General features: G+C 72.0%; 26 protein-coding genes and 1 tRNA gene. 18 read left to right on the plus strand and 9 right to left on the minus strand.

Annotated elements, in window-relative coordinates; genetic code table 11:
* Positions 1–67: 67 nt before the first annotated feature.
* The 7 genes from QK288_RS11730 to QK288_RS11760 all read left to right on the plus strand — a co-directional run bounded on the left by QK288_RS11730 (position 68) and on the right by QK288_RS11760 (position 6,881).
* On the plus strand, positions 68–637 hold the full coding sequence (locus tag QK288_RS11730; RefSeq protein ID WP_281264487.1) for a helix-turn-helix domain-containing protein: 570 nt from the start codon (positions 68–70) through the stop codon (positions 635–637).
* On the plus strand, positions 634–1,887 hold the full coding sequence (locus QK288_RS11735; RefSeq protein WP_281264488.1) for an MFS transporter: 1,254 nt from the start codon (positions 634–636) through the stop codon (positions 1,885–1,887). The genes QK288_RS11730 and QK288_RS11735 overlap by 4 nt, the downstream gene beginning before the upstream one ends.
* A gap of 164 nt (positions 1,888–2,051) precedes the next feature.
* Positions 2,052–2,732 carry a response regulator transcription factor gene (locus QK288_RS11740; protein ID WP_281264489.1) on the plus strand — a complete coding sequence of 227 codons (681 nt, stop codon included), beginning with the start codon at positions 2,052–2,054 and terminating at the stop codon, positions 2,730–2,732.
* On the plus strand, positions 2,732–4,129 hold the full coding sequence (locus QK288_RS11745; protein ID WP_281264490.1) for a HAMP domain-containing sensor histidine kinase: 1,398 nt from the start codon (positions 2,732–2,734) through the stop codon (positions 4,127–4,129). Before QK288_RS11740 ends, QK288_RS11745 begins: the two co-directional genes overlap by 1 nt.
* A gap of 105 nt (positions 4,130–4,234) precedes the next feature.
* On the plus strand, positions 4,235–5,671 hold the full coding sequence (locus QK288_RS11750; RefSeq protein ID WP_281264491.1) for a ferredoxin reductase family protein: 1,437 nt from the start codon (positions 4,235–4,237) through the stop codon (positions 5,669–5,671).
* The gene (locus QK288_RS11755) at positions 5,668–6,138 is read left to right on the plus strand and encodes an FMN-binding protein (RefSeq protein ID WP_281264492.1); all 471 of its coding nucleotides are present in this window, start codon (positions 5,668–5,670) and stop codon (positions 6,136–6,138) included. The genes QK288_RS11750 and QK288_RS11755 overlap by 4 nt, the downstream gene beginning before the upstream one ends.
* Entirely contained in the window at positions 6,135–6,881 is a 747-nt protein-coding gene (locus QK288_RS11760; RefSeq protein ID WP_281264493.1) for an FAD:protein FMN transferase, read from the plus strand. Before QK288_RS11755 ends, QK288_RS11760 begins: the two co-directional genes overlap by 4 nt.
* A 61-nt stretch (positions 6,882–6,942) precedes the next feature.
* Here QK288_RS11760 and QK288_RS11765 read toward each other — a convergent pair whose 3' ends face one another.
* A complete protein-coding gene (locus QK288_RS11765; protein WP_281264494.1) occupies positions 6,943–7,536 on the minus strand; it encodes a hypothetical protein in 594 nt (197 codons plus the stop codon).
* Between the two features lie 152 nt (positions 7,537–7,688).
* On the opposite strand from QK288_RS11765, the gene QK288_RS11770 reads away from it, so the two are divergent.
* From QK288_RS11770 to QK288_RS11785, 4 genes are read left to right on the plus strand one after another with little or no spacing between them, the layout of a single operon-like run.
* Positions 7,689–8,366: a response regulator transcription factor gene (locus QK288_RS11770; protein WP_281264495.1), complete on the plus strand. Its 678-nt coding sequence runs from the start codon at positions 7,689–7,691 to the stop codon at positions 8,364–8,366.
* Positions 8,363–9,898 (plus strand): HAMP domain-containing sensor histidine kinase, encoded by a 1,536-nt coding sequence (locus tag QK288_RS11775; protein ID WP_281264496.1) that lies wholly within the window; start codon positions 8,363–8,365, stop codon positions 9,896–9,898. The genes QK288_RS11770 and QK288_RS11775 overlap by 4 nt, the downstream gene beginning before the upstream one ends.
* A 51-nt stretch (positions 9,899–9,949) precedes the next feature.
* A complete protein-coding gene (locus QK288_RS11780) occupies positions 9,950–10,636 on the plus strand; it encodes a hypothetical protein (RefSeq protein WP_281264497.1) in 687 nt (228 codons plus the stop codon).
* Positions 10,633–11,430, plus strand: a complete 798-nt coding sequence (locus QK288_RS11785) for a LysM peptidoglycan-binding domain-containing protein (protein WP_281264498.1) — start codon at positions 10,633–10,635, stop codon at positions 11,428–11,430. Before QK288_RS11780 ends, QK288_RS11785 begins: the two co-directional genes overlap by 4 nt.
* A 233-nt stretch (positions 11,431–11,663) precedes the next feature.
* Here the strand turns inward: QK288_RS11785 and QK288_RS11790 are convergent, their stop codons facing one another.
* From QK288_RS11790 to QK288_RS11800, 3 genes are all read right to left on the minus strand, one after another.
* Positions 11,664–13,301 (minus strand): SulP family inorganic anion transporter, encoded by a 1,638-nt coding sequence (locus QK288_RS11790; RefSeq protein ID WP_281264499.1) that lies wholly within the window; start codon positions 13,299–13,301, stop codon positions 11,664–11,666.
* Between the two features lie 108 nt (positions 13,302–13,409).
* The gene (locus QK288_RS11795) at positions 13,410–14,075 is read right to left on the minus strand and encodes a GAP family protein (RefSeq protein WP_281264500.1); all 666 of its coding nucleotides are present in this window, start codon (positions 14,073–14,075) and stop codon (positions 13,410–13,412) included.
* Between the two features lie 46 nt (positions 14,076–14,121).
* Positions 14,122–14,379 (minus strand): DUF6458 family protein, encoded by a 258-nt coding sequence (locus QK288_RS11800; RefSeq protein WP_281264501.1) that lies wholly within the window; start codon positions 14,377–14,379, stop codon positions 14,122–14,124.
* 154 nt (positions 14,380–14,533) lie between these two features.
* Between QK288_RS11800 and QK288_RS11805 the strand changes: the two genes are divergently transcribed.
* From QK288_RS11805 to QK288_RS11830, 6 genes are all read left to right on the plus strand, one after another.
* Positions 14,534–14,950, plus strand: coding sequence for an SHOCT domain-containing protein (locus tag QK288_RS11805; protein ID WP_281264502.1), 417 nt, complete (start codon positions 14,534–14,536; stop codon positions 14,948–14,950).
* Positions 14,951–14,955: 5 nt separating this feature from the next.
* Positions 14,956–15,384, plus strand: coding sequence for a DUF6325 family protein (locus QK288_RS11810; protein WP_281264503.1), 429 nt, complete (start codon positions 14,956–14,958; stop codon positions 15,382–15,384).
* Positions 15,385–15,393: 9 nt separating this feature from the next.
* Positions 15,394–15,696 carry an SHOCT domain-containing protein gene (locus QK288_RS11815; RefSeq protein WP_281264504.1) on the plus strand — a complete coding sequence of 101 codons (303 nt, stop codon included), beginning with the start codon at positions 15,394–15,396 and terminating at the stop codon, positions 15,694–15,696.
* Positions 15,693–17,081 (plus strand): hypothetical protein, encoded by a 1,389-nt coding sequence (locus QK288_RS11820; RefSeq protein ID WP_281264505.1) that lies wholly within the window; start codon positions 15,693–15,695, stop codon positions 17,079–17,081. Before QK288_RS11815 ends, QK288_RS11820 begins: the two co-directional genes overlap by 4 nt.
* Positions 17,082–17,240: 159 nt before the next feature.
* Positions 17,241–18,341, plus strand: a complete 1,101-nt coding sequence (locus QK288_RS11825; RefSeq protein WP_281264506.1) for an AI-2E family transporter — start codon at positions 17,241–17,243, stop codon at positions 18,339–18,341.
* Positions 18,338–19,990, plus strand: coding sequence for a SulP family inorganic anion transporter (locus QK288_RS11830; RefSeq protein WP_281264507.1), 1,653 nt, complete (start codon positions 18,338–18,340; stop codon positions 19,988–19,990). The genes QK288_RS11825 and QK288_RS11830 overlap by 4 nt, the downstream gene beginning before the upstream one ends.
* Positions 19,991–20,043: 53 nt before the next feature.
* Here the strand turns inward: QK288_RS11830 and QK288_RS11835 are convergent, their stop codons facing one another.
* The gene (locus QK288_RS11835) at positions 20,044–22,596 is read right to left on the minus strand and encodes a LuxR C-terminal-related transcriptional regulator (RefSeq protein WP_281264508.1); all 2,553 of its coding nucleotides are present in this window, start codon (positions 22,594–22,596) and stop codon (positions 20,044–20,046) included.
* Positions 22,597–22,717: 121 nt separating this feature from the next.
* Positions 22,718–22,933, minus strand: a complete 216-nt coding sequence (locus QK288_RS11840; protein WP_281264509.1) for a hypothetical protein — start codon at positions 22,931–22,933, stop codon at positions 22,718–22,720.
* A gap of 100 nt (positions 22,934–23,033) precedes the next feature.
* On the opposite strand from QK288_RS11840, the gene QK288_RS11845 reads away from it, so the two are divergent.
* Positions 23,034–23,105 (plus strand) — tRNA-Gly (locus QK288_RS11845).
* A gap of 84 nt (positions 23,106–23,189) precedes the next feature.
* Here QK288_RS11845 and QK288_RS11850 read toward each other — a convergent pair.
* The 3 genes from QK288_RS11850 to QK288_RS11860 are packed head-to-tail and all read right to left on the minus strand — an operon-like array spanning position 23,190 to position 24,816.
* Positions 23,190–23,438, minus strand: coding sequence for a DUF6510 family protein (locus QK288_RS11850; protein WP_281264510.1), 249 nt, complete (start codon positions 23,436–23,438; stop codon positions 23,190–23,192).
* Positions 23,435–24,229: a ferredoxin reductase gene (locus tag QK288_RS11855; protein WP_281264511.1), complete on the minus strand. Its 795-nt coding sequence runs from the start codon at positions 24,227–24,229 to the stop codon at positions 23,435–23,437. The genes QK288_RS11850 and QK288_RS11855 overlap by 4 nt, the downstream gene beginning before the upstream one ends.
* Positions 24,226–24,816 carry a molybdopterin-dependent oxidoreductase gene (locus QK288_RS11860; RefSeq protein WP_281264512.1) on the minus strand — a complete coding sequence of 197 codons (591 nt, stop codon included), beginning with the start codon at positions 24,814–24,816 and terminating at the stop codon, positions 24,226–24,228. Before QK288_RS11860 ends, QK288_RS11855 begins: the two co-directional genes overlap by 4 nt.
* Positions 24,817–24,952: the final 136 nt, after the last annotated feature.

Raw genomic sequence — 24,952 nt, forward strand, 5'->3', positions numbered from 1 at the left:
AAGACATTTGCAGATCGCGACAACCGGACGTACGATCTGAAAATCCACTTCAGATCGAGGAGTCGCCGTGCAGGAGAACCGTCCCAATCTCGCCGATCCCGGCGTCCTCGACGCACTGTCGCACCCGGTACGGCTCGACGTCCTGGGGTACCTGGCGGCGTCGGGCCCCGCGACGGCGTCACAATGCGCCCGGGCGGTGGGCGACACGCCGTCGAACTGCAGTTACCACCTCAGGGTGCTCGCGTCCCACGGACTGGTCGAACCGGACCCGTCGGGCGACGGTCGGTCCAGGCCGTGGCGGACGAGCATCACCGGCTTCACCACCGACGACGTCGATCCGGCGGACGTGGCGGGACTGGACCGGATGTTGGCGGCGTCGGTCGAGCTCGACCACCACCTCCTGCGCGAGTACCTCCGCGGTCGGGACGCGGTCCCGGGGGCTTGGCAGGCAGCGGACGTCCACGCCAGCTACGGGCTCTCGCTGACACCGACCGAACTCGCCGAGGTCGTCGCGCGGCTCGATGCCGTCGTCCGGCCGTACATCCAGGCCACGCGGGCGAACACCCCCGGTGACGCCGAACACGTCCACCTCTCACTCAGCGCGTTCCCGCGGCTCGGGTTCGGCCCCGACCGATGACGAGCACGCCGCCGGCCACGCGCCGTGGCTTCGCAGGCTCGGCGATGGCGGTACCGGCGTTCCGACGGCTCTGGCTCGCGGGGCTCGTGTCGGACACCGGCGACTGGCTGATGTTCATCGCGTTGCCGCTCGTCGTCCTCCGGCTCTCCGGATCGGCCGTCGGGACGTCGTTCGCGTTCCTCCTCGAACTCGCCCCGCCCGTGCTGCTCGCCCCGGTCGTCGCGCGGGTCACCGACCGGCTGCCACACCGGCGCGTGATGGTCGTCGCGATGCTCGGTCAGGCCCTCACCCTCCTGCCGCTGCTCCTCGTGCACGACCGGTCGGAGCTGCCGCTCGTCTACGCCGTCATCGTCGCGCAGGCGTCGTTCGGCGCGTTCTTCCTGCCGGCCAAGAACGCGCTCCTCCCGACGCTCGTCGGGCTCGATCGGGCGAACTCGGCGAATGCCCTCGTCGGGCTGAACAACGACCTCGGCCGGATCATCGGTGGCCCGCTCGGCGGCGTGCTGCTCGCGGTCGGGTCCATCGGCACGGTGGCGCTCGTCGACGTGGCCTCGTACGTCGTCGCCGCTGCCCTCGTCCTCAGCGTGCCGCACGGGCGACGCGTCGATCCGGCTCCGCCTGCTTCCCCCATCCCGATCGGACCGAACACCGGCGGCGTCCTCCGTGCCCTTTGCGACCGTGCAACGCGGCACCTGGTCCTGGTGAGCACGGTCGCGTCGATCGCGCAGGGGCTCTTCCTCGTCCTGTTCGTCTTCTTCGTGACCGACGTCATCCGTGGCGACGCGGCAGACGTCGGCCTGCTGCGTGGAGTACAGGCGATCGGGGCGATCGGCGCCGGCCTCGCACTGGGGGTCCTCGGCGCGAGGATCAACGCCCTCCGGCTCGCCCTCATCGGTGCGAGCACGTTCACGGTGATCACCGTCCTCGTGTGGAACGCGTCGTTCGTCACCCACGCCGTGCCGGTCTACGCCGTGCTCTTCGCGACGATCGGTGTGCCCGCGGTGTTCATGGGCGCCGGACTCACGAGTCTGCTGCAGCAGGCGGTCGACGGCGCAGTCCGTGGGACGGCGTTCGCTGCGCTCGGGCTCGGGCAAGCGGTCGGTCAGGCGATCGGGATCACCGTCGCCGGTCTCCTCCAGGAACCGCTCGGCACCCTGCCGCTGCTGGAGGTCCAAGCCGCCGCCTACGCGATCACCGCGGTGCTGGCGTTCGTCCTGCTCCCACGGCGGTTCCGCAGCACTCCCGGCTGACGACCGGCATCGCGGTGGCCGACCGGCGCGGCCATCCGCCGGACGGGAGGCTCGGTGCCGGCCCGCACCGTGCCTCCCGTCCGGCGGATGCGGGCCTACGATCGCTGGTATGCGTGTGGCGATCACCGGAGGGACGGGCGTCGAGCGGGACGCTCGGGTGTGACGTGGCGAACATCCTGGTGGTCGAGGACGACCCGGAGATGCGGTCGCTCGTCGAACGAGGGCTGACCGGCGAGGGGCACACGGTCACCGTCGTGGGCGACGGGATCGCCGCGCTCGTCGCCGCGCGCGCACAGTCGTTCGACGCGGCTGCGATCGACGTGATGCTGCCCGAGATGACCGGGTTCGAGGTCTGCCGACGACTCCGAGAGCTCGGGGAGGACTTCCCGGTGGTGCTCGTCACCGCACGTGACGCCGTGGACGACCGGGTCTTCGGACTCGACTCCGGTGCCGACGACTACCTGACGAAGCCCTTCGCGATCGCCGAACTCAACGCCCGCATCCGCGCCCACCTCCGGCGGCGAGCTGCCGGGACCGCGACGATCGTGGAGGCGGGGACGGTCCGGCTGGACACCGTCGCGGTCCGGGCCTCGGTCCGCGGCCGCGACATGCCCCTGAGCGTCAAGGAGTTCTCGTTGCTCCGGTTCCTCGTCCAGGGGTCGCCGTCGCCGCGGACGCGAGCGGACGTGCTGCGGGAGGTGTGGGGGAGCGCCGAGCACTTCGACCCCACGATCGTCGACCAGTACGTCAGCTACGTGCGCAAGAAGCTGCACGCAGCAGGGGCCGACGTCGCGATCCGCACGGTCCGCGGCGTCGGGTACGCGCTCGAGGTCGTCGCGTCCTGATGAACGTCTTCCGTCGACTGTCCATCCGCGCCCGTATCACGCTCGGGAGCCTCGTCGTCGGGGCCGTCGTACTGTGCGGCGTCGCCGTGGTGCTGCACGTGCAGATCGAGCGCGCGTCGCTGGCGTCGGACGCGTCGCTCGCGTCCGGCGACGCCGCCCCGTTCGTCTCGGACCTCCTCCACAACCCGGACGAGCCACCGGGCCGGCCCGCCGAGGGTGTCCTCGTCGGCATCCGTTCCGCTTCGGGACGGTGGGTGGTCGACTCGCTCCCAGCGAACGTGCGGTCCGTGCTGCCCACGGACGTCCCCGAAGGCGGAGTGACGCTCCGCACGGATGCCGGGCACCGGGTGATGACCGTGGTGGGCGCCCCGGTGGTGAACGACGACGGGGCCTTCGTGGTCTGGGCGGCGCACGACGGTCGTGCCGGCGAGGAGACGGTCGCGCGCGTCGACCGGTCGCTCGCGGTCGGTACGGTCCTCGCGCTGCTCGCGTTCGGCGCGGCCGCGTGGCTCCTGTCGACCCTCGCACTCCGACCCGTCGGGCGGATGCGCCGCACCGCCGAGGACCTCAGCGCCGGCAAGACGAGCGGGCACCTGCCGGTCGGGACGTCCGACGACGAACTCGCGGCGCTCGCGCGGACGCTGAACGCCTTCATCGACCGGCAGCGGGAGAACGCCGAGCGGGAGCGTCGGATGGTCTCGGACGCGAGCCACGAACTCCGGACCCCGCTGGCCGCGCTCACCGCCCGGCTGGAGTTGGCGCACCGGTCGGCAGGCGACGCGGACGCGCTCGCCCGGGAGCTGCAGGCCGCTGAGGACGACGCCGCGCGGCTGGTGGCCCTCGCGAACACGATGCTCGAGCTGAGCCGGCTCGACGAGGCGGAGCCGGCGCCGCCGACCGCCGCCGCCGACCTCGTCACCGAGCTCATGGGCTCGATCGACCGGGCGCGGGCGGCACACGGCGCGGGAGACCGCGACATCGACTTCTCGGTCGCCGTCGACGCTCCGGACGAGCGGTACGGGGTCGAACCGGCAGCGTTCGCACGGGTCGTCGACAACCTCGTCGCCAACGCCGTCGCCGCGGGGGACGCCCGCGGCGTGGTCCGGGTGCAGCTCGAACAGGATGCGACGCGCCGGCTCGTGCTGCGCGTGGTGGACGACGGCCACGGGATCCCGGAGGGCTTCCTGCCGAAGGCCTTCGAGCGGTTCGCCCGAGCCGACAGTTCACGTCGGACGGCGTCGAGCGGGAACAGTACCGGGAGCGGTCTCGGGCTCGCGCTCGTCCGTGGGATCGCCGAACGGGCCGGCGGGACCGCGTCGCTCCGGAACGGCGAGGAGCGCGGCGCGGTCGCGACGGTCGTGCTGCCCAGCACCGAAGCCGATCCACGGCGAGCCTGATCACTCGAAGTCTCGAACGAAGTCCACGTCCCGTTCCGGGTTCCTCCCAAGGGCCGGTGTCGATGCTGAGCGTCACCCGATCACATGCTGGAGAGGAACGAGCCGATGATCGACACCGCTCGGCCCACGGCCCACCCGCTCGCAGCGGCCCCTGCCACCGAACCCCTCGCCGTCGCCGCGCGTCGTCGCGACCGGTCCCGACGTCGTCGCAGTGCGACGACCGACCTGCTCGGGATCCTCGCCTGGACCTCTGCCGCGGTCGCCGTCGCGTTGTGGCTCGCGTCACCCGGATCGCACTCGGTCGTCGGCATCGGTGGGTGGCTCACCGATGCCGGCATCGTCGCCGGGCTGATCGCGACCGACCTCGTCCTCGTGATGCTGGTGCTCGCCGCCCGGGTGCCGCTCGTCGACCGCACCTTCGGGCAGGACACGGCGATCGCGGTCCACCGATCGCTCGGCAAGCCGGTGCTGTACCTGCTGCTGGCGCACGGAGCGCTCCTGACGCTCGGTTACGGCGCGTCGGCGGGCACCGGGCCGATCGCCGAGACGATCGCGCTCTTCTCGACGCCGGACATGCCGCTGGCGTACCTCGGGCTCGGCCTGTTCGTCGCGGTCGTGGTGTCCTCGCTCGTCGCCGTGCGTCGGCGCCTACCGTACGAGGCCTGGCACGTCATCCACCTGCTCAGCTACGCGGCGGTGCTCGTCGCGCTGCCGCACATGCTGAGCGCGGGCAGCGTGCTCGCGGCAGGGACGTGGCAGCGGGCGTACTGGATCGCGCTGTACGTCCTCGCGCTCGGGCTCATCGCCGTGTACCGGTTCGCGGTGCCGTTCGTCGTGACCGTCCGGCACCGGATCCGCGTCGTCGGCGTGGAGCCCATCGCCCCCGGTGTCGTGTCGATCCACCTCGCCGGGCGCGACCTCGACCGACTCGGCGCGCGCGGCGGACAGTACGGCGTCTGGCGGTTCTGGACGGCGACGACCTGGTGGCACGCCCACCCGGTGTCGTTCTCGGCGGTGCCCCGACGTGACCGGGCCCGCATCACCGTCCGGGACCTCGGCGCGGGGTCGTCGCGACTGGGGCGGATCCGGCCGGGGGCGTTCGTCTCGCTCGAGGGTCCGTACGGCCTCTTCACGAGCCGCGCCCGGACGGCGCCGTACCTGGCGCTCGTGGCCTCGGGGATCGGGATCACGCCCGTCCGCGCGTTGCTGGAGGACACCGACCTCCGACCGGGCGAGGCGACGGTGCTCCTGCGAGGGCGCGATGCGCAGCAGCAGTACCTCTGGCGGGAGACCGCCGATCTGGCGGCGACGACGGGCACCCGGCTCTTCGCGATGGTCGGACACCGTGCTCGGTCCCGAGCGACCTGGATGCCCGAGGAGGACCTCCGTCGCGGCGTCACCCTGCTGTCGGTCTTCCCGCGGCTGCTCGAGTCGGACCTGTACGTCTGCGGGCCCCGCGCCTGGTCGGACCTCGTCGTCCGCGAGGCCCGGCTCGCAGGGGTCCCCGAACACCAGATCCACCAGGAACGGTTCAAGTCATGAGGGCGCGCGCCGTCGTCGGGGGGATCGTGTCGTCGATCGCGGTCCTCGTCATCGGCTGGCAGCTCGGCGGCCAGCCTGCCGTCACCGCGCCGTCGCAGAGTACGACGTCCGGCAGCTCCGCGTCGGGGAGCGGATCGTCGGGGAGCGGGTCCTCCGGCAGCACGGCGTCGGGCACCGGCGGGGCGTCCGTCTCGGGCACGTTCACCGGTGATGCCACCCAGACCCGGTACGGCCCCGTGCAGGTCCGGATCACCGTCGCGGGTGGCAAGATCACCGACGTCACCGCCCTGCAGCTCACCGACCACGACGGTCGATCCGTGCAGATCAGCCAGCAGGCGGCACCGATCCTCCGGCAGGAGGCCCTCGCCGCACAGTCCGCCTCGATCCAGGCCGTGAGCGGCGCGACCTTCACCAGCGAGGGGTACACGACTTCGCTCCAGTCCGCGATCGACAAGGCGGGACTGTGAACGACGTCCTGACCTTCGAGACGATGGGGACCGTCGTCAGTCTCCGCGGAGCGACCGCGGCGGCTGCGTCCGAGGTCCGCGCCGTGTTCGCGGGCTACGACCGCCGGTACAGCCTCTACGACCCGTCATCGGTCCTCAGTCGGGTGGCCGACGGCACGATCCGGCTCCCCGACACCCCGGAGCAGGTCCGCGACGTGTACGCACTTGCTCTGGACTGGCGGGAGCGGACCGGCGGCGCGTTCACTCCGCACCGCCCCGACGGCGTGGTCGACCTCTCCGGGGTCGTGAAGGCACTCGCCATCCGCGACGCGGGAGCGGTGCTGGACGAGGCGGGTGCCGACTGGATGATCAGCGCCGGCGGCGACGTGCTCGTCCGTGGGATGCACCGCGGTGTCGAGCCGTGGAGCGTCGGGGTGGTCGACCCGGCGCACCGCGACACGGTCGTCGGCGTCGTCCGTCTCGACGCGCCCCGCCGTGCGGTCGCGACCTCCGGGACCGCCGAACGCGGCGACCACATCTGGCGACGCACGGCTCCGACGTTCGTGCAGGCGACCGTGGTCGCCGACGACGTCGTCACCGCCGACGTGCTCGCCACCGCGATCGTCGCCGGCGACGAGGAGGACCTCGGTCGGTTCACGAGCGACGTCGACGTCGACGTCTTGGCCTTCGGGGCGGACGGGAGGGTCTGGGTCACGCCCGGTGCGTCCTCCTGGGTCACCACCGGTGCGGCACAGGTGCCCTGATCGGCCCGCGGAGCCGACGGCAGCCCCGACGGACCGTCGTCCGGCAGGGGCTGCCGACCAGTCAGGAACCGCTGGTCGGCGAAGCGCTCGGCGCATCCGTGGACTGCTTCGGGGCGTCCTTCGGCGGCTTCGGGGCATCGGTCGGGTTCGGAGCGGCAGCGGCGCCGTCCGGTGCGGGCCCGTCCTTCGGCGGGGTGGGTGCTGCAGCTGCCGGTCCTCCGCCGGCACCCGGAGCGCAGGTACCGGCCGGTCCGCCCGCCGCACCGGGTCCCGCCGCACCGGGTCCCGCCGCGCCGGGTCCTGCTACACCCGGCGTCGGTGCGCCCGTCGGCGCGCCCGTCGGTGCTCCGGATGGAGCGCCCGACGGCTTGCCCGAGGGTGCGCCGGACGGGGCTGCCACCGGCGTGCTCCCGCCGTCGCCACCGGCCGCTACCGCCGCGGTCACCCCGACGCCGCCGATCAGCACGGCGACGATCGCCGCGCCGATCCCGATCCGCCGCCCGAGACGACGGGGTCGGTCGGTGGCGGACGCCGGAGCCGGGGCCTCGGCGGCGGCGAACTGCTCGGTCGGCTGCGCGCCCTGGCCGAAGCCGCCTCGCGGGTACTCCCGTGTCGGTTCGTCGTGCTGGTTCTGGTTCTCGTTCTCGTTCGCCATGGTGTCTCCACTTCGTCGTCCGGCGGTGCCGGGGCGGCTGTGCTGCCGACGTGGACCACGGTCGAAGTCGAATCTGAAGCATGACTGAAGCACAGGTGCTCCCCAGGTCGTTCCAGGCTTCGTGATCGAATCGCGGACGTACGGTGTCCGCCGTGCCCAGTCCAGCCCGCGTCCTGCTCATCGACGACGACGAGACCATCCGTGTCTCCGTCGCACGCTCCCTCCGCGACGAGGGACTGGTCGTGCTCGACGCTCCCGACGGCTCCGGGCTCCACCGGGACCTCGCGGCGTTCGTCCCGGACCTCGTGGTCCTGGACTGGATGCTCCCCGGTGCGAGCGGGATCCAGCTCGCCGGCAGCGTGCGGACCTCGTCGGACGCTGCCATCGTGATGCTGACCGCCCGGGACGACGTCGAGGACCGGCTCAGGGGGTTCGCCGAGGGCGCTGACGACTACGTCGTGAAGCCGTTCGCGATCGCGGAACTCGTCGCCAGGGTCACCGCGGTCCTCCGCCGCCGTGGTCGGGTGCCCGCCGTGATCGAGGTCGGTGACCTGGTCCTCGACCCCGACGCCGCGGTCGCCCGTCGTGCCGGTGTCGTGCTCGAGCTCACCGCGACCGAGTTCCGACTGCTCGCCTTCCTCGCCGAGAGCCGCGGCCGGACCCTGTCGAAGGGGCAGATCCTGACGCAGGTGTGGGGGTACGACAGCGTCGACCCGAACCTCGTCGAGGTCCACCTCAGCGCGCTCCGGCGGAAGATGGAAGTGCACGGCCCACGACTCGTCCACACGGTGCGCGGTCTCGGGTACCGATTGAGTGCGGTGGCGGCGTGAACGGCGAGGCGCCCAGCGCGTCGGTCCTCCGCACCGGTTCGCTCCGGATGCGGACCGTCGTCGCGGTCCTGGTCCTGCTGGCTGTCCTCCTCGGCGCGCTCGGTGTCGTCGTGCAGGCAACCCTCGGCGACCGGCTCCGCGCCCAGGTCGAGGACCGGTTGCGCGACCGTGCTTCGGCGGCGGCCGCTCTCGTCGGGACGGTCGACGCAGCGGACCTCGCCGACCGACTGTCGATGCAGGGGCTCTCCGTGACGATCACGGCCGCCGACGGCGGTTCCGTGGAGGCCGGTCCCAGCCCGGACCAGCTGCGGCACGGTCCACCGGATCCCGGGACACTCCCCGCGCCGGCGGCCGCTCCCGCGCGCGACTCCACGGCGGATCCCTCCACGACCGGGACCGGCGCGACATCGCACGTGACGATCAGGTCCTCGCGGCTCACCGAGGGCGACCGGATCGTCACGCTCGTGTCGACCTTGAGCGACGGCTCGCGCATCCGGCTCACCGCCGGAACCGGCCCCGTCGACGAGGTCCTCGGCGAACTCCGATGGGTGATGCTCGCCGCGTCCGTCGGGTTCATGCTCGTGGCGGCGGTCGGCCTGGTCATCGTGGTGCGGCGGACGATGCGCCCGCTCGACGTGATGACGGACGCCGCACGCTCGATCGCACACGGCGACCGCGGGCGGCGCCTCCGTCCGGCCCGACAGGGAACCGAGATCGGTCGCGTCGCGGTGGCCTTCGACGAGATGCTCGACGCCGTCGAGGGTGCGGAACGACATGCCGTCTCGGCGGAGGCCCGGATGCGGTCGTTCCTGTCGGACGCCGCACACGAGCTGCGGACGCCGGTGGCCGGGATCACCGCTGCCGCCGACACCCTGGTGCGTGCACGCCCCGACGTGGTGGAGCGTGAAGAGCTCGCCGTGCACGTGGTCCGGCAGGCCGGTCGGGCGGCGCGGCTCGTGGACGACCTGTTGCTGATGGCGCGGGTGGACGGCGGCCTCGCACTCGAGCCAGCGTCCGTGGACCTCGGCGCCATCGCGAGGAGTGAGGCCGACCGTTCACGGCTCCGCTCGCCGGGCCTCACCGTCCAGGTCGCTGAGACGGATGGCGCAGTCGTCGTGTCCGCGGACGGCGACCGGATCGGCCAGGTCCTCGCCAACCTCCTGGCAAACGCTGCCAGGGCGACCGACGGCGCCGGGCACGTCGTGGTCGAGATCGACCGGCTGGGCGACGTGGGCCGTGTGCGCGTCGCCGACGACGGGCCCGGGATCCCGGCGGTCGACCGTGCGCGTGTGTTCGATCGGCTCGTCCGGCTCGACGCTGCTCGGGCGGCGAGCGGCGGGGGAGCAGGGCTCGGGCTACCGATCGCACGGGGCATCGCTCGGGCGCACGGCGGCGACCTCGTCTGCGCACCGGGAGTCGGCACCGTGTTCGTGCTCACGATCCCGGCAACGACCGACCAGCACACACCGACCGGGCAGGGTGGTCTGCAGCCGATCAGCTTGCCGACCGGAGGATGCGGGATCGTGACCTGAGCAATCGTCCAGACTGCCCGTCGAACGGTGGGGACTCGCTACGGTGTCCGGGTGGGGAACAGCAACGGAACGGGCCGGCGTCGTGGCGGGCTGATCGGCATCATCGTGGTGGCGGCGTACCTCGTGCTGCGGTTCGGCGTCCTGGCGTGGCGAGAGCACGAGGCCGGCATGTCGACGGGAGCCGTCATCGGGACGCTGTTCCTCTACGCCGCTGCGATCTTCGCGATCATCGAGATCGTCCTGGCGGTGCAGAACGCGTCGACCCGACGGCGGGAGGCTGCACTCGCCCTCGCCCATCCCGGTGCGCACCTCGCTCCGGCGCTCTTCACGAAGGACCTCGCGACCGACGTCCGCCGCACCGCCGCGATGCTCGGCGCCGAGCTCGGTTCGGACGTCCCGCGTCGTGGACACGCGACGGTCGTCGCCGACCACAACGGCATCGGCATCTACGTGGGCGGCACGACGCCGCGGCTCGTCGTGGGGATCCCGCGCAACCAGGTGCGCGCGGTCTCGACCGGGGAGACGAAGGCCGCAGGCCGGTACACCTTCGGCACCGTCGACGCCCTCCGGGTCATCGTGGACAACGGGCAGTGGACGACCATCGACCTGCCGCTCTACCGCACCGTGATCGGCTTCGCGAAGCACCTGCACGGCGAGGCGCTCGAAGCCCAGGTGCGCTCGGTCGCGGTCGCCGCCGGGGTGCGCCAGGAGACGCCGTTGCCCGGGACGACGCGGTGATCCGCCGGACAGGTGTCGCAGCACTCGGTCTCGCCGCCGTGCTCACGATGACGGGCTGCGCGACCGCGGGCTCGGCGCACCACGCCGCGACGAACGAACGAACGGCCACGGCGAATTCGACCGCGTCCGCGACCCCGACGGCTGCTGCGGACCCGGCCGGCCCGGCACCGGCAGCAGGGACCGTCGTGCTCGACACCGACCTGGCCACCGCGGACGGTCGCGCGTCGATCCATCTGCAGGTGGTCGCCACCGGCAACGACGACTACGTCGTGCGGACCTCGGCGTACCGGTCGACCCTCGGACAGCCGCTCGCGATCTTCTTCCGCCAGTTCGACGAACGGGTCGGTGACACCATCTCCGACGGGGTCAGCTTCGGCTACGACGCCTGGGGAGCGCCGGGGGAGACGGCGCAGGTCCCCGATCAGCAGTTCCGACTGCAGGAAGCGGGCGACGACCCGAGCTTCCTCAGGACCGCGGTGCTGGTCGACCGGCCGGAGACCTCCCCGTGGACGGTGCTCGGCGTCGCGCGGCTGGACTGGCACGTGCCGGACCGGCACCCGGGTCTCACGGTGCACGACTCCGGTCAGCGGCCCGGCGCGACGGGCACCGTCGAGAGCATCGACGGCGTGCCGAGGTGGTACCACGTCGCCGATGGCGACACCCTCGACGCGATCGGACACCGCTTCGGCGTGACCGTCGCCGACCTCCGGTACCTCAGTGCACGGCAGGCGCTCGGTCTGGCGTACGACCTGCGAGCCGGCGAGACACTGAACCTCGACCGGACGGAGCGCTGACCGGACGGAGCGCCGACCGGACGGATCACGCCGGACTGAGTCACCCGACCGAGGCGATCCGCTGCGGTCGGTCCACGGTCAGGCTCGGGATGCCGACCGACGATCGGCGGCACCGACGACCGCTGAGGAGCGCGCATGTCTGCCCCGGAGTCGTGGCGGAACGGCCACGTCTTCCCGCCTGCCTGACGGACGGTGGGGGTGGGGCGGCGGTGATCCGGGCCTCCCGTCCGGTGTCAACGATCCGTCGGCCGCCGGTCGGACGGTGCCGTGGAGGGTGTCGCGCGTCCGCGGACGCGGCCGGCGTCCTCGAGCCCCTGGAACCAGCGCGTGCGGCGGGCCATGTCCACCGCGGACGCCGGCATGTCGGCGAGCACGAGCGTCACGCCGCGCTGATGTAGTTCGCGGTCGAGATCCGCGAGTCCGTCGAGCACCGTCACGGACGTGTCGTGCATGCGGGGGAGTTCGAGGACGAAGGTGCGCACGTCGGTCGCCGCGTCGACGGTCTCGAGGAGCGTCCGTTCGTACTCGAGGACGTTCGCGGTGTAGACCGCACCCTCGATGCGCGCGCCGAGCGAGGTACCCGTGGCGACACCGGGGACGATCCGGACACGCTGGAGTTCGCGCAGCACCAGGAAGAAGGTGCCGAGGACGCCGACGAGCACCGCCGGCAGGAGGCCGGCGGTGAGCCCGACCGCTGCGGTCACCACGGCGAGCCAGAACTCCCGCCGACTGATCCGGGCGAGCCGGGCGAGCGCGCGGATGTCGATGAGCCCGATGACGGCGACCAGTACCAGGGCAGCGAGGGTCGCAGCGGGCATCAGCGCGAGCACCGGGCCAAGAACGAGCGCGACGAGCACGGCGAGCGCTGCGGTGACGATCCCCGCGAGCTGCGTCCGGGCACCTGCGCGCTGGTTGACGGCGCTCTGCGAGAACCCGCCGGCGGCGGGCAGCGACTGCGTGAACCCGGCCGCGAGGTTCGCCGCCGCGGTCGCGAGGAGCTCGCGGTCACTGTCGATCTGGGGCTCGTCGACCTTGCGGATGCCGCGGGAGACGGCCGCCGACTCGAGGAAGGCCATCATCGCGATGCCGATCGCGCCGGGCAGGAGCCCCGGCACCAGGGTGACGTCGGGGACGGCCGGGACCGGCAGCCCGAACGGGATCGGCTGGATGGTCTCGACGCCCCGTGCGGCGAGCCCGAACACCGCCGAGGCGATGATCCCGCCCCCGACGACGACGAGCGGCGCAGGGACCCGGGGGAGGAACCGACGCAGCACCACGAGTGCGAGTACCGACACGACCGACAGCACGATGGTGGTGAGGTGCGCCTTCGGGATCGCCTCCGCGACCGCGATGAGGGACCGGATGAAGCCCTTGCCCGACGGGGAGTCGTCGATGCCGAGGAGCTTCGGGAGCTGCCCGACTGCCACCGTCGCACCGACGCCGATCTGCACGCCGATCGTCGTCGCGAGGTTGATGTTCTCGACGATGGATCCCAGCCGGAGGAGCCGGGCGAGCAGCAGGACGATCCCGACCAGGAGCGCGAGGGTGGCGAGTGCGCGCTCAGGTGCGTCGGAGCTGGCGGCGACGCCGGCGGAGACGAACGTCGTCGCGGTCAGGGTCGCTATCGTCGACGTGGTCGACACGCTCATCGCCCTCGACCCGCCGAGCATCGCGTACACGAGCATCGGCGCCATGCACGTGTAGAGGCCGACCTGCACCGGGAGCTCGGCGATGGTCGCGTACGCCATCGCCTGCGGGATGACGACCGCTCCTGCGGCGAGCCCGGCGAGGACGTCGCGGCTCAGCCAGGAGCGGTCGTAGTGGCGGAGTGTCGGGGCGAGCCACGTCGGTCGGTGCGGTGTCGCCGGCATCGTCGGTCCTCAGAGGTCGATCGGGAACGTCGCGAGCAGGACGGCCCTGGACCACCACCCTGCGCCGGGACGGACGGCGAGCCATCACCTGCACCGGGTGAAAGGCGGTCAGAGCGAGCCCAGACCGTTCCCGATGACGACCGCACCGACGACGAACAGCACCACGACCGTGACGGTCCGGCCGTTTCTCGTGATCCAGTGGTCGAAGGCTTCGAGCCAGGTTCGCGCACGCGCGCGGCGGACGGCGCCGACGACGACCGGCACGATCACGGTGCTCGCGCCGAGGGCCGTGGCGATCGTCGTCGCGACGAGTACCTCGCCGCCCGTCGGTGTCGCTCCGGCGATGACGACGCCGATGGTGCCGGCCACGAGCACCGACTTGGGCCGCAGGTCGAGCGTGATCCCGAGCAGCAGCGCCAGGACGGGGCCCATGCCGCCGAGCGCGCCGGTGAGGCGGTGCAGCCCCGCACCGAGGCGGCCGGCCCCGGCCGGACGGCGGGCGGTGACGATCCCGAGCACGACGACCGCGACGCCGAGTGCGATCTCGAGCAGGCCGTGCACCCCCAGGGACACGTCGCCACCGAGCCGGACCGGCAGGAACGACGCGAGCAGTCCTACCAGGCCGGCCATCCCGATGGTGTACCCGACGGCGAAGGCCACGGCAGCCGATCGGCGTGGGTTCCGCAGCAGCAGCGTCAGGGCCGACGCGATGGGCACGGAGCTGAGCGCGAGGGCGAGCGCCAGGGGCAGCACCTGCCCGATCACGATGAGCACGCTGCTCCCTCGGTACCCGGTGTCCGTCGGGCTCGCCGGCGACGGTTCAGTTCTCCGGGCCGCCCTCTTCCGTCCGGCGGCGCACGATGCGCTCCCCGGTGGCCGGGTCCACGGCGACCGTGTAGGTGGACTCGACCCGGTGACGCCGGAGTCTGCTGATGATCCCGAGGAGGAGCACCAGGACGCCGGCACCGAGCAGGATGGAGCCGATCAGCTGGATGTCCACACCCACCAACTGGAAGTCGAGCGCGAACGCCATGATCGCGCCCACCACGAGGAGGAAGATCCCGCCACCGATGCTCATGTCCGCTCCTGGTCCGTCGGGTCGACCAGATCCGGCCGACGGACCGATCGAAGCGGATCGCCGCACCGGCGCACATCGCCCGATGCGGGTGGTGCCGCGTGCACGCCGACGCCGGTAGACCCGTTCCAACCGAACCTCGGAAGGGAACACGATCATGGACTTCTGGTACACGTTCTGGGCCATCGTCTGGTACAGCCTGCTCGGCTTCGCGTTCGTCGCCGCACTCATGGCGCTCTTCGCCGTCATCGCGGACCTGTTCCGCGACCACCAGCTCAGCGGCTGGTACAAGGCCATCTGGGCGTTCTTCCTGGTGTTCGTCCCGTTCCTGACGGTGTTCGTCTACCTGATCGCCCGCGGCCGGGGGATGGCGGATCGGAGCGCGGAGGCGGCAGCGCAGCAGAAGCAGGCCGCGGAGGGCTACATCCGTGACGTCGCCGGCAGCTCGCCGTCCGACGAGATCGCGAAGGCCAGGGCGCTGCTCGACGCCGGGACGATCACGCAGGCGGAGTACGAGGCGCTCAAGGCGAAGGTGCTCGGCACCGCGCCGACCGCCACCCACGCGGCGGTGTGACCGCCGTGGTGACCTTCGACTTCGGCCCGGCCGAGGTCTTCGTGATCCGGTACCGCGGGCGTCTCCCCGATGCGCGCGTGCTCGGTGCGCTGGCGGACCTGATCGCCGCCGACGCCGTCCGGCTGCTCGACATCCTGGTCGTCAGCCGGGACGGTGGCGGCGCGGTCGAGGTGATCGAGATCGACGACCTCCCGGCCGGCAGCCCGTTCGACACGTTCGAGCTCGAAGCCAGGGGCATCACCGGGAACGAGGACGTCGAGCGCATCGCGGACGACCTGGCACCGGGCACCTCGGCGGCGATCGCGGTGATCGAGCAGCTCTGGGCGAAGTCCCTCGCGGAACGGTTCGCGGAGAGCGGCGCAGAACTCCTGGAGACGGTGCGGATCCCCGCTCCGGAACTCAACGCGATCGCGGTCGCGGCGAACATCGGGTGAGGACGGATCATGCTGTTCAGACGATTCGGCAGGCCGGGGTTGCTCGGCATGGCAGCGAGGACCGCGGTGGTGGCCGGGACGGCAACGGCCGTGAGCGGTGCGGTGATGGGGCACCAGCAGCGTGCCGCCCAGGAGCGCGCGGACGCGGACGCGTACGAGCTCGAGCAGACGGCGCAGACGGCGCCTCCTGCACCGGCACCGGGCACCGGTGACCTGATGGGGGAGCTGGAACGGCTCGGCGCACTGCGGCAGCAGGGGCTCCTGACGGACCAGGAGTTCGCTACCGCGAAGCAACGGCTGCTCGCGCCGTGAACGTCCCGGTCGACGACGAAATCGCGGCGCTGCGGGCGGAGAACGAGCGCCTGCGTGCGGCGCTCGACGAAACCTTGGCCGGGCGCCACGACCAGGGGCGGCGCGGCTTCGGCTGGGTGATCCCGTCGGCCGCGCTCATCGTCATCGGGGCGATCCTCGCGCCCGTCGTCGTCGTGACCACGTGGGCCAGCCGCGAGACGTCGTCGACGGCGGCGTTCGTCGAGACGTTCTCCCCGCTCGCACGGGATCCCGCGGTGCAGAGCTTCATCACGGCGAAGACCAACGACGTCGTCGACGAGCACCTCGACGTCCGCCAGCTGACGGGCACGGTCTTCGACGGCCTCCGGCAGCTGGACCTGCCGCCGCGCGCAGCGAGCGCCCTGACGGCGCTCGAAGCGCCGGCGAGCACCGGTGTGGAGAACCTCGTCCACCAGACCGTGCAGCGGTTCGTGGCGTCCGACGCGTTCACCACGCTGTGGGACGGTGCGCTCCGCACCGGACACGCACAGCTCGTGCGGTCACTCACCGGTGACCAGCGGGCCGCCGTGGCGATCGCCGCCGACGGGTCGATCGGCATCCAGCTCGGCCCGATCGTGGCCGAGGTGAAGCAGCGACTGATCGACCAGGGGCTCGGCTTCGCATCGCGGATCCCCGTGGTCGACCGCACGGTCGTCATCGCGACGTCCGACGCCGCCGTCCGAGCGGAGACCGCATACGCCCTGGTCCAGGTGACCGCCGCGTGGCTGCCGTGGCTCGCCGTCGCCTGCATCGGCATCGGCGTCGTGATGGCACGTCGCCGCGCTCGGGCACTCTCGCTGGCAGGGATCGGTGTGGCGATCGCGATGGCCGTCACCATGCTCGGGCTCGCGTTCGGCCGGGTCGTGACAGTCCGTGCGCTCGCCCCCGATCTCATGCCGCGGAACGCCGCTCGGGTGATCTACGACACCGTCGTCGCGTTCGTGCTGAGCGCCTCCGTCGCGATCACGGTGCTCGCACTCGCGGTCGCCGTCACCGCGTGGTTCGCCGGGTCGTCGCGGCCGGCGGTGCGGCTGCGTGCCGGGTGGGGGCGCCTCACCGCTGGTGCGCGGCGCGCTGCCGAGGTGCGGGGCGTGACGACGGGCCGTGTGGGCGTGGAACTGGACCGGTTCCGGGTACCGCTCCTGGTGCTCGTCGCCGTGGTCGCTGCCGCGGTGATCGCGCTGCACCGACCACTCTCACCCGGGCTGATCGTGTGGACGCTCGTGTCGTCGCTCGTCGCGGTCGGGATCGTCGACCTGCTCGCGCGGCCGGCGAGTACCGACGGCAGACCAGGTCAGGCGAGCCGTGACGGCGACGACGGCGTCTCACCCGATCGGGACGATCAGCTCGCCACGAACCGCGGTTAGCGTCGCAGCGCGGCACGGAGCCAGCGCGGCACGAAGCCAGCACGGCACGGACCGCAGAGCGACACCGACCCAGGGAGGAACAGCATGCGACTCGGATGGCGACGGAGGCGACGTGCGCGCGGTGCCGCACCGAGCCTCCAGTCCGCGCCCGATCCTGAGGTGGCGGACCGCACGGATGCGGCGGGTGCTCGCGGACTGCGGCTCGTCCTGGGGCTCGCGGCCGCGGTCGTGATCGCGATCGGGTGCGCGCGGTTCTCGTCGATCATCGGACCGACGGCGCTCGCGCTCGTGGTGACCATCTGCGTCCAGCCGGCGCGGGTGCTCCTGGAGCGGATCGGACTGGGCCGCGGTTTCGCATCAGCGGTCGTCATCGTCCTCGTGCTGTTGTTCGCGATCGGGTTCTCGTTCGCGCTGGTGATCTCCGTGGCGCAGTTCGCGACGCTCCTCCCGCAGTACTCGGCGCAGTTCACCGAGCTCGAGCACTCCGTCGGCGACGCACTGAGCGCTGTCGGGATCGGGCAGCAGCAGGTCAGCGCGGTGTTCGCCGAGTTCGATCCGACCAAGATCGTCGCGTTCGCCTCCGGACTGGTCGGGAGTGTCTTCGGGTTCGGGTTCTCGACCTTCCTGGTGCTGTCGTTGATCGTGTTCATGACCCTCGACGCCGGGTGGGGCCGGCTCATCGCCGCGCGGCTCCACCCGTTCCGTCCGGTGCTCGTCGACGCGCTGTTCGCGTACACCGTCAGCGTCCGGCGGTACATGGTCGTCACCGCGTTGCTCGGTGCAGCCGTGGCGCTACTCGACACCCTCGCGCTGTGGCTGCTCGGCATCCCCGGAGCCGTGCTGTGGGGCCTGCTCGCGTTCATCACCGGGTTCATCCCGAACATCGGGTACTGGATCGGGATCATCCCGCCGGTGTTCCTGGCGCTGCTCGCGAACGGGTGGCAGAACGCCGTCGCGGTCATCGTGATCTACGCCGTCATCAACGGGGTCATCCAGTCGGGCCTGCAGCCGCACGTCGTCGGATCGGCGGTGTCCCTGAACCAGACCATCGCGTTCCTGTCGGTCGTCGTCTGGTCAGCGGTCCTCGGGCCGCTCGGCGCGATCCTCGCGCTGCCGCTGACGCTCCTGGTGCGGGCGCTGCTCGTGGACGCGAACCCGGAGTCGCGGTGGATCCGGCCGGCGCTCGGCGACGTCGAGGGGCTGGCCCCACCGAAGCAGCGGAAGCAGCAGAGGCAGCAGCGCAAGGGGATGCACGCATGAACCGCCCACTCGCCGGGCTCGGCCGCGGCAACCTCCGCACCGAGCTCCTCGCCGGCGTCACGCTGGCGGCGATCGCGATCCCGCTGAACATCGGGTACGCGCAGATCGCCGGCCTGCCCCCGACCGCGGGGCTCTACGCGCTCATCGTCCCCGCTGCGCTGTACGCGCTCCTGGCGTCGACGCGACAGCTCATCGCATCGCCGGACGCGGCCGCCGCGGCCCTCGTCGGTTCGTCGCTCACCGGTCTCGTCGCGGCGGACAGCGGTGCCTACGTCCAGCTCGCACTCGCGCAGGCGCTGATCGGCGGGGTGCTGTTCGCGGTGTGCGGCGTCCTGAAGCTCGGGTTCCTGGCGAACTTCCTGTCCGCGCCGATCCTGGTCGGGTTCGTGGGCGGTCTGGCGCTCGACATCCTCGTCAGCCAGATCGCCAAGATGCTCGGGGTGCACATCGACAGCGGTGGGGAGTTCGTCGACAAGGTCGGGCAGCTCTTCAGCGGGCTCGGCACCACGAACGGCTGGTCGGTGGTGATCGCGGTCGGCGCGATCGTCGTCCTCGTCCTCGGCCGCCGGTTGCGCGCGGTGCCGTGGGCACTCGTCGTGCTGGTCGTGTCCTCGCTCGTGCTCATCGTGTTCCACCTGGACAAGGCCGGCGTCGACGTGCTCGGGAGCGTTCCGGCCGGGCCGCCGGTGTTCACCTGGCCGCAGATCAGCTGGCACCAGTGGTTGCAGGTCGTGCCGAGCGCGTTCGCGCTGACGCTCGTGACGATCGCCGAGGGACTCCTCGTCGCCCGCCGGTACGCCGAGCGGCACGGCTACACGGAGGACCCGAACCGTGATCTGCTGGCGTTCTCTGCGGCGAACCTCGGCGCCGGGATCACCGGCGGGTTCACCGTCGGCTCGTCCGCGTCGCGGACCGCGGCGATGGACCAGGCGGGATCGCGGACGCAACTGCCGGCGCTCGTCGCCGCGGTGCTGACGTTGCTGGTCGTCTGCTTCGGCACCGGGCTGCTCGAGGACATCCCCTCACCCGCGATCGGCGCCATCGTCGCGGTCGCCGTGGTCCCGCTGCTCGGCTTCCGGGACTTCGCGAGGCTCTGGCGGCTCCGCCGGTTCGAGTTCGCCGTCGCCGCGGTGTGCTTCCTCGGGGCGCTGTTCCTCGGACCGGTGATCGGCGTCGTGATCGCGTTCGTCCTGTCCCTCGTCGACGTCGTGCGTCGGGCGGCCGCACCACCGGTCGACGTCATCGCGCCGTCCGGTGAGCCGATGAGCGCCTTCCGGGCCGTTCGGGACGACAGCGTGACGACGGCACCCGGTGTCGTCGTGCTCCGGTTCGCCGGGCCGCTGTTCTTCGGGAACGCCCAGCGCTTCGGCGACGGTGTCCGGGCGGCCGTCACGGCCGCTGTCGACCACGATGTGCGGACCCTCGTGCTCGACTGCGAGGCGATCACCGGGGTCGACACGACGGCGGCGGACGTCGCGGCCGAGGCGCTCGACTGGTGCCGGGAGCAGGACGTCGAGGTCGCCTTCAGCCGGGTCCGCACGGTGCTCCGTGCGGAGCTCGACCACTTCGGCCTGGTCGAGGACGCGCGGGTGTTCCCGAGCAACGCGGCTGCGGTGGACGCGGTGCGGACGGACCGCCCGGTCGCGTGACCGGGCGGTCGCCGGCCGTCAGGTCACGTCGACCCGGTGGTCGGGCCCGGCACTCACAGGAGGCCGTGCTTGCGCCCGGCGTGCACCGCCTCGGTCCGTCCGGTCACCCCGAGCTTCGCGTAGATGCTCCGCAGGTGGGTCTTCACGGTGTTGACGCTGAGGTGGTGCTTCGCAGCGATCTCGCCGAGCGTCTGGTGTGCCGGCAACTCCTCGAGCAGGGCCCGTTCCTTCGGCGTGAGCGGCGCGGCCGGTTCGTCCGAGTCGGCTCCGAGGTCGACCCGCTCGGCGGCGCATCGGTCGAGCACGTGCGCGGCGTACGGCTCGAGCGCGCCGAAGGATCCGCGCGTCGCGAGGACGAGTCGCGCCCCGAGGCCTCGGCAGGCCAGGAACTCCCGCGCGTACCCGAACTCCTCGCTGAGGTCGAGCGCACGGCGGACCCGGTCGGCAGCCTCTGCAGCACTGCCGCCGTCGTGGGCGTGCGCGGCGAGCGCGAGGTGTGCGGCGACGAGGCTAGAGCCGGTCCACGCCAGGTGGTCACCGTCCACTTCGTCCGCGAGTGCCCGGACCGCCCCGTAGTCCGCTCGGTTCGTCGCGAGCACCCGGAGCGTCTGCGCCTCGAGCGACTGCACGCCGAGGATCGACACGATGACACGGCGTGCCTCCGCAGCGGCCGACGCCCCGTTCAACAGGTTCGACCAGAAGTGGATGCGTGGCGCCGCGGCGGCGACCGCCCGCGGGTGGTCGCCGCCCTCGGTCCGTGCGAGCTGCAGTAGTCGCGAGAGTGACTCGCGCGGAGCGTGTTCGCTGTCGAGTGCCGCGATCAGCAGGAGCGTCCTGGCCTGGAACAGCTGTCCCAGTTCGTCCCCGGTCGGGTCCGCCGCCTCGACGAGCCTGGCAGCTGTGAACGACACCGGCTCGCACCGCTCGTAGGCGTACGCCGCGTTGATGAGCACGGCTCTTGCCGTCGCCCGGTTGTACGGGGGAGTCGCGTCGAACGGCAGCGCCGCCATCCGCCCCTCCTGCACCGTCGCCGCCCGCCAGTCCCCGCGTCGGGCGGCGAGTGACGCGATGCCGTCGGTGGCCATCAGGTAGACCCAGGCGTACCCGGCACGGAGGGCAGCGGCCTGGACCGACCGCAGGAGCGGCTCGGCTTCGCCGTACCGGCCGGCGACGACCAGGCACCACGCGATCGCGGATCGGATGCCGAGCGCGATGTCCAACGACCCGACCGACGAGACACGCAGGTAGGCGCTCAGTGTCACGAGCGTCCGTTCCGCCTCGGCTTTCTCGAGCACCATGAACCCGGCTATCGCGTGCACGTAGGGCGTCCAGAGCGCGATGTCCGCCTCGCTCGAAACGGCCATCAGGCGATGCACCTCAGCGAGTCGTTCGGCTGCGCCGATCCGGTCACGGAAGTCCGGCAGGTCCATCGCGAGCCGGACGACGGCGACCGGCAGCGACGAGGTGACCGGTTCCACGAAGCGGAGTGCAGCGGCGACGCTCGCGCTGCGCCCCTGCATGAGCAGGACCAGCCCGGAGTGCTCCAGCTGGGTCCGCACCACGCCGCGATCCCGGGAGCGGAGTGCCTGCGCCATCGCGGACTCGTGGTCGCCGGCTGCCTCGTACCAGGCCGCCGCGGTCGCGTGGGCCTGGATTGCGCCGATCTCGTCACGTCGCCGGGACTCTGCGCACATGTAGCTGACGAGGAGCGGGTGGAACCGGAACCCGTCGAACGCCCGGTCCCGGTCGACCAGGGTGTTCCGGATGCTGAGGCGTTCGAGGACCGCCCCGGCGTCGCGCTGCCTGGTGAGCGTGACGGCGAGGTCGAGCGGCACGTGCTCGGTCACCGCCGCGCGCATGAGCACGGACCGGTCATGGTCGTCGAGCCCGTCGAGCACGCGGACGACGAGGTAGTCGGCGACGGAGTGCTGGTCGCCGTCGAACTGCACGATGGCGGCCGAGGGGTCCGGCTCGCTCGACAGGTACGGCATGGCGAGCGCGATCCCCGCAGCCCACCCGGCGGTCCGTTCGGTGAGCCGCTCCGCATCGGCGACGATCAGTGGAATCCCGAACGCGGCGGCCAGCTCGTGGGTCTCGGCGGCCGTGAACCGCAGCTCCGCGGTCCGGAGCGTGGTGCGACCTCCGGCGGCCTCGACGACCGCGCTGAACTCGCTCGGCTCGTACCGGCCGACGATGAGGACCCGGGTCCCGTCCGGCACGACGCCGAGCAGTCGCACGAACGCGGTGCCGGTGGGGTCCGACTGCTGCAGGTCGTCGACGAGGACCCACCGTTCGGCCGGCAGCGTGCGGCGCTCACCCGCGGCCGCGGACCGGTGCCGGACGGTCAGCTCGTCGATGAGCGTCTCGAGCTCGTCGCGGCACGGTCCCACCACGTGGTGCGGGACGTCGCGCGCGGCGAGGATCGACTCCCACTGGGTGAGGAGGGCGGTCTTCCCGGCACCCGCCGGTGCCCAGACGGTCATGAGGCGGCCGCCCGACGCGCGGAAGTCCTCGATGTGGTCGATGAGACGACGTCGGTCGAGCGTCGACGATGGTCGTCGATCCAGGAGTCCCCGGACCGGGTTCGTTTGCGTGGTGAATGACATGGACCCGCCTTTTCCCTGATAAAGGCCAGAACTAGGGAAACCATAAGCCGGGCGCAGGGGGAAGGCCAGATCGACGGCGGCTGTCACCCCATGTGGGTGAGGTGACCGCAGCCCCGCCCGCTCAAGCCGGACGGTAGACGGCGATCGCCGGGGCGTCGCCGGCGTCGTGCGTCTCGCGGGTGGCCGCCCAGGTCCGACTGTCGTGTTCGAGGGTCGGCGGCAGGTCCCCGCGCACCAGGATCCGGATCGCGGGGGCGTCCCCGTCGACCAGGTCGACGCCGTGGGATTCGGGTTCGGCAGGCGTGCCGTCGGTGGTGTCCTTCACGAAGTCGCTCATGCACCCAGCCAACACGGACACGCCCGGTTCTGGCAGGGAGTCGGGCCGAACACGCAGAGACGGGTATGGTGGACCCTGCGCGACCGACAGGACGCGCGATGCGGATGTGGCGCAGTGGTAGCGCATCACCTTGCCAAGGTGAGGGTCGCGAGTTCGAATCTCGTCATCCGCTCGGGAATCGCCGGCTCCACCCGGCCCCCCGGAAACCCCGACCTCGGTCGGGGTTTTCTGGTTCCGGGACGAGCGACACCCCGGGTCAGAGCGTCACCGCTCGGACCCCCGGAAGCCCGACCAGTCGTCGGGAACCGACGATGACGACCGTCACCAGCGCGGTGCCGCATCCGCTGCACCGCGCGACGGAGCCCATCGCACTCCGGTGCACTCTCGCCACACCGAGCGCGTCGGAGAAACCGCACCCTGCACACCGGAGCCTGGCGGTCGTCGGGTCGGGCCCGAGGACGTCCGCCAGGTCACCGGCGAGGGAGTTGCCGTCGAAGATCGTCATCCGTTCCCTCCGAACCGTTCTGCCCGGACGTCCCCTGTCCCGTGTCCCAGCTCGCCGAGCCACCGCAGGACCTGTTCCACGAAGGGTGTCGATCCGCAGACGTACACGAGCGCACCCGCATCCGGTGGGAGGACGGCTGCGCCGAGTGCGTCCCGCGTGAGACGACCGACCGGCACCGGGGATCCGTCGGGCGCACGGCGGCTGTACACGATCGTCACCTCGAGGGGAGCGGGCCCGTTCGCGGCATCCGCCAGCTCAGATCGGAAGAAGACGTCCTCGGGGGTCCGTACGGCGTAAAGCAGTCGGAACGGGGCGGGATCAGCGGCTTCGGCGTGCGCGGACACCATCGCGACGAGCGGGACGATCCCGGATCCGCCCGCGATGAGCTGGACCGGGCGTGACGCCGAGGACGGCGACGCGCCCGGGCGCCAGACGAACCACCCGCCGAGCGGCCCGTGCACCTCGAGCGCGTCACCGACCTCGACGGCGTCGACGAGGAACGGGGACACCTCGCCGTCGTCGACACGATCGACCGCCAGCGTCACGCGGGTGCCCGATCCACTGGACGCGATGGAGTACGAGCGGGTGGCCTGGTACCCGTCCTCGGCGGTGAGCCGGAGGTCGAGGTGCTGTCCGGCGTCGTTGCCCGGCCAGGTCGGGACGTCGAGGACGATCCGGCGCGCCGTCGGCGTCTCCGCTCGGACGGCCGCGACCGTCGCGTCGTGCCAGGCCGGCCGTCTGCGGGTCGCTGGCGGCGCGACCGTGCCGACCCGTGCCTCCAGGCCGCTCACCAGTACCGCTCTTCCTTCCACGGATCCCCGTGCAGGTGGTAGCCCGCGTTCTCCCAGAACCCGGGCTCGTCGTCGGCCTGCATGACGATCCCGCGCACCCACTTCGCGCTCTTCCAGAAGTACAGGTGCGGGACGAGCAGCCGCGCGGGCCCGCCGTGCTCGGCCTCGAGTGGCGCGCCGTCCGCCTCGAAGGCGATCCAGGCCTGTCCGTCGAGGAGCTCGTCGAGCGGCACGTTGGTCGTGTAGCCACCGACGCTGTGGACCATGCAGAAGTCCAGGGACGTCTCGACCTGCTCGAACAACCGGTCGAGCGGGACGCCGCGCCACGGCATCGCGAGCTTGGACCAGTGCGTGACGCAGTGGATGTCGACGGTGACGTCCTCGACCCCGAGCGCGTGCACCTCGTCCCACGTCCACTCGTGCAGCGCGGTCTCGGTCCGGATCGAGAAGGTCCAGTCCGTGGGGGAGACGTCCGGGGTGTCGCCGGCGGACAGTACGGGCCAGTCGCGCACAAGGGTCTGACCGGGCGGCAATCGATCGTCTTCGTCACGTCGTCGTCCGCCGAATCCGCGTGTGAACGTCGCCATCGGTGCTCCTCGCCTCGAGACGATCCTGGCCCCGTCGGACCCGCGCTGTGTAACGGATTCGTAAACGTTCGGAAACCGCCGATCCGCCGCCGCATCCGCGGATTCCCGCGGATCGAGGCACCGCAGACGCGAACCG

The sequence above is a fragment of the Curtobacterium sp. 9128 genome, assembly GCF_900086645.1.
Taxonomy (GTDB): domain Bacteria; phylum Actinomycetota; class Actinomycetes; order Actinomycetales; family Microbacteriaceae; genus Curtobacterium.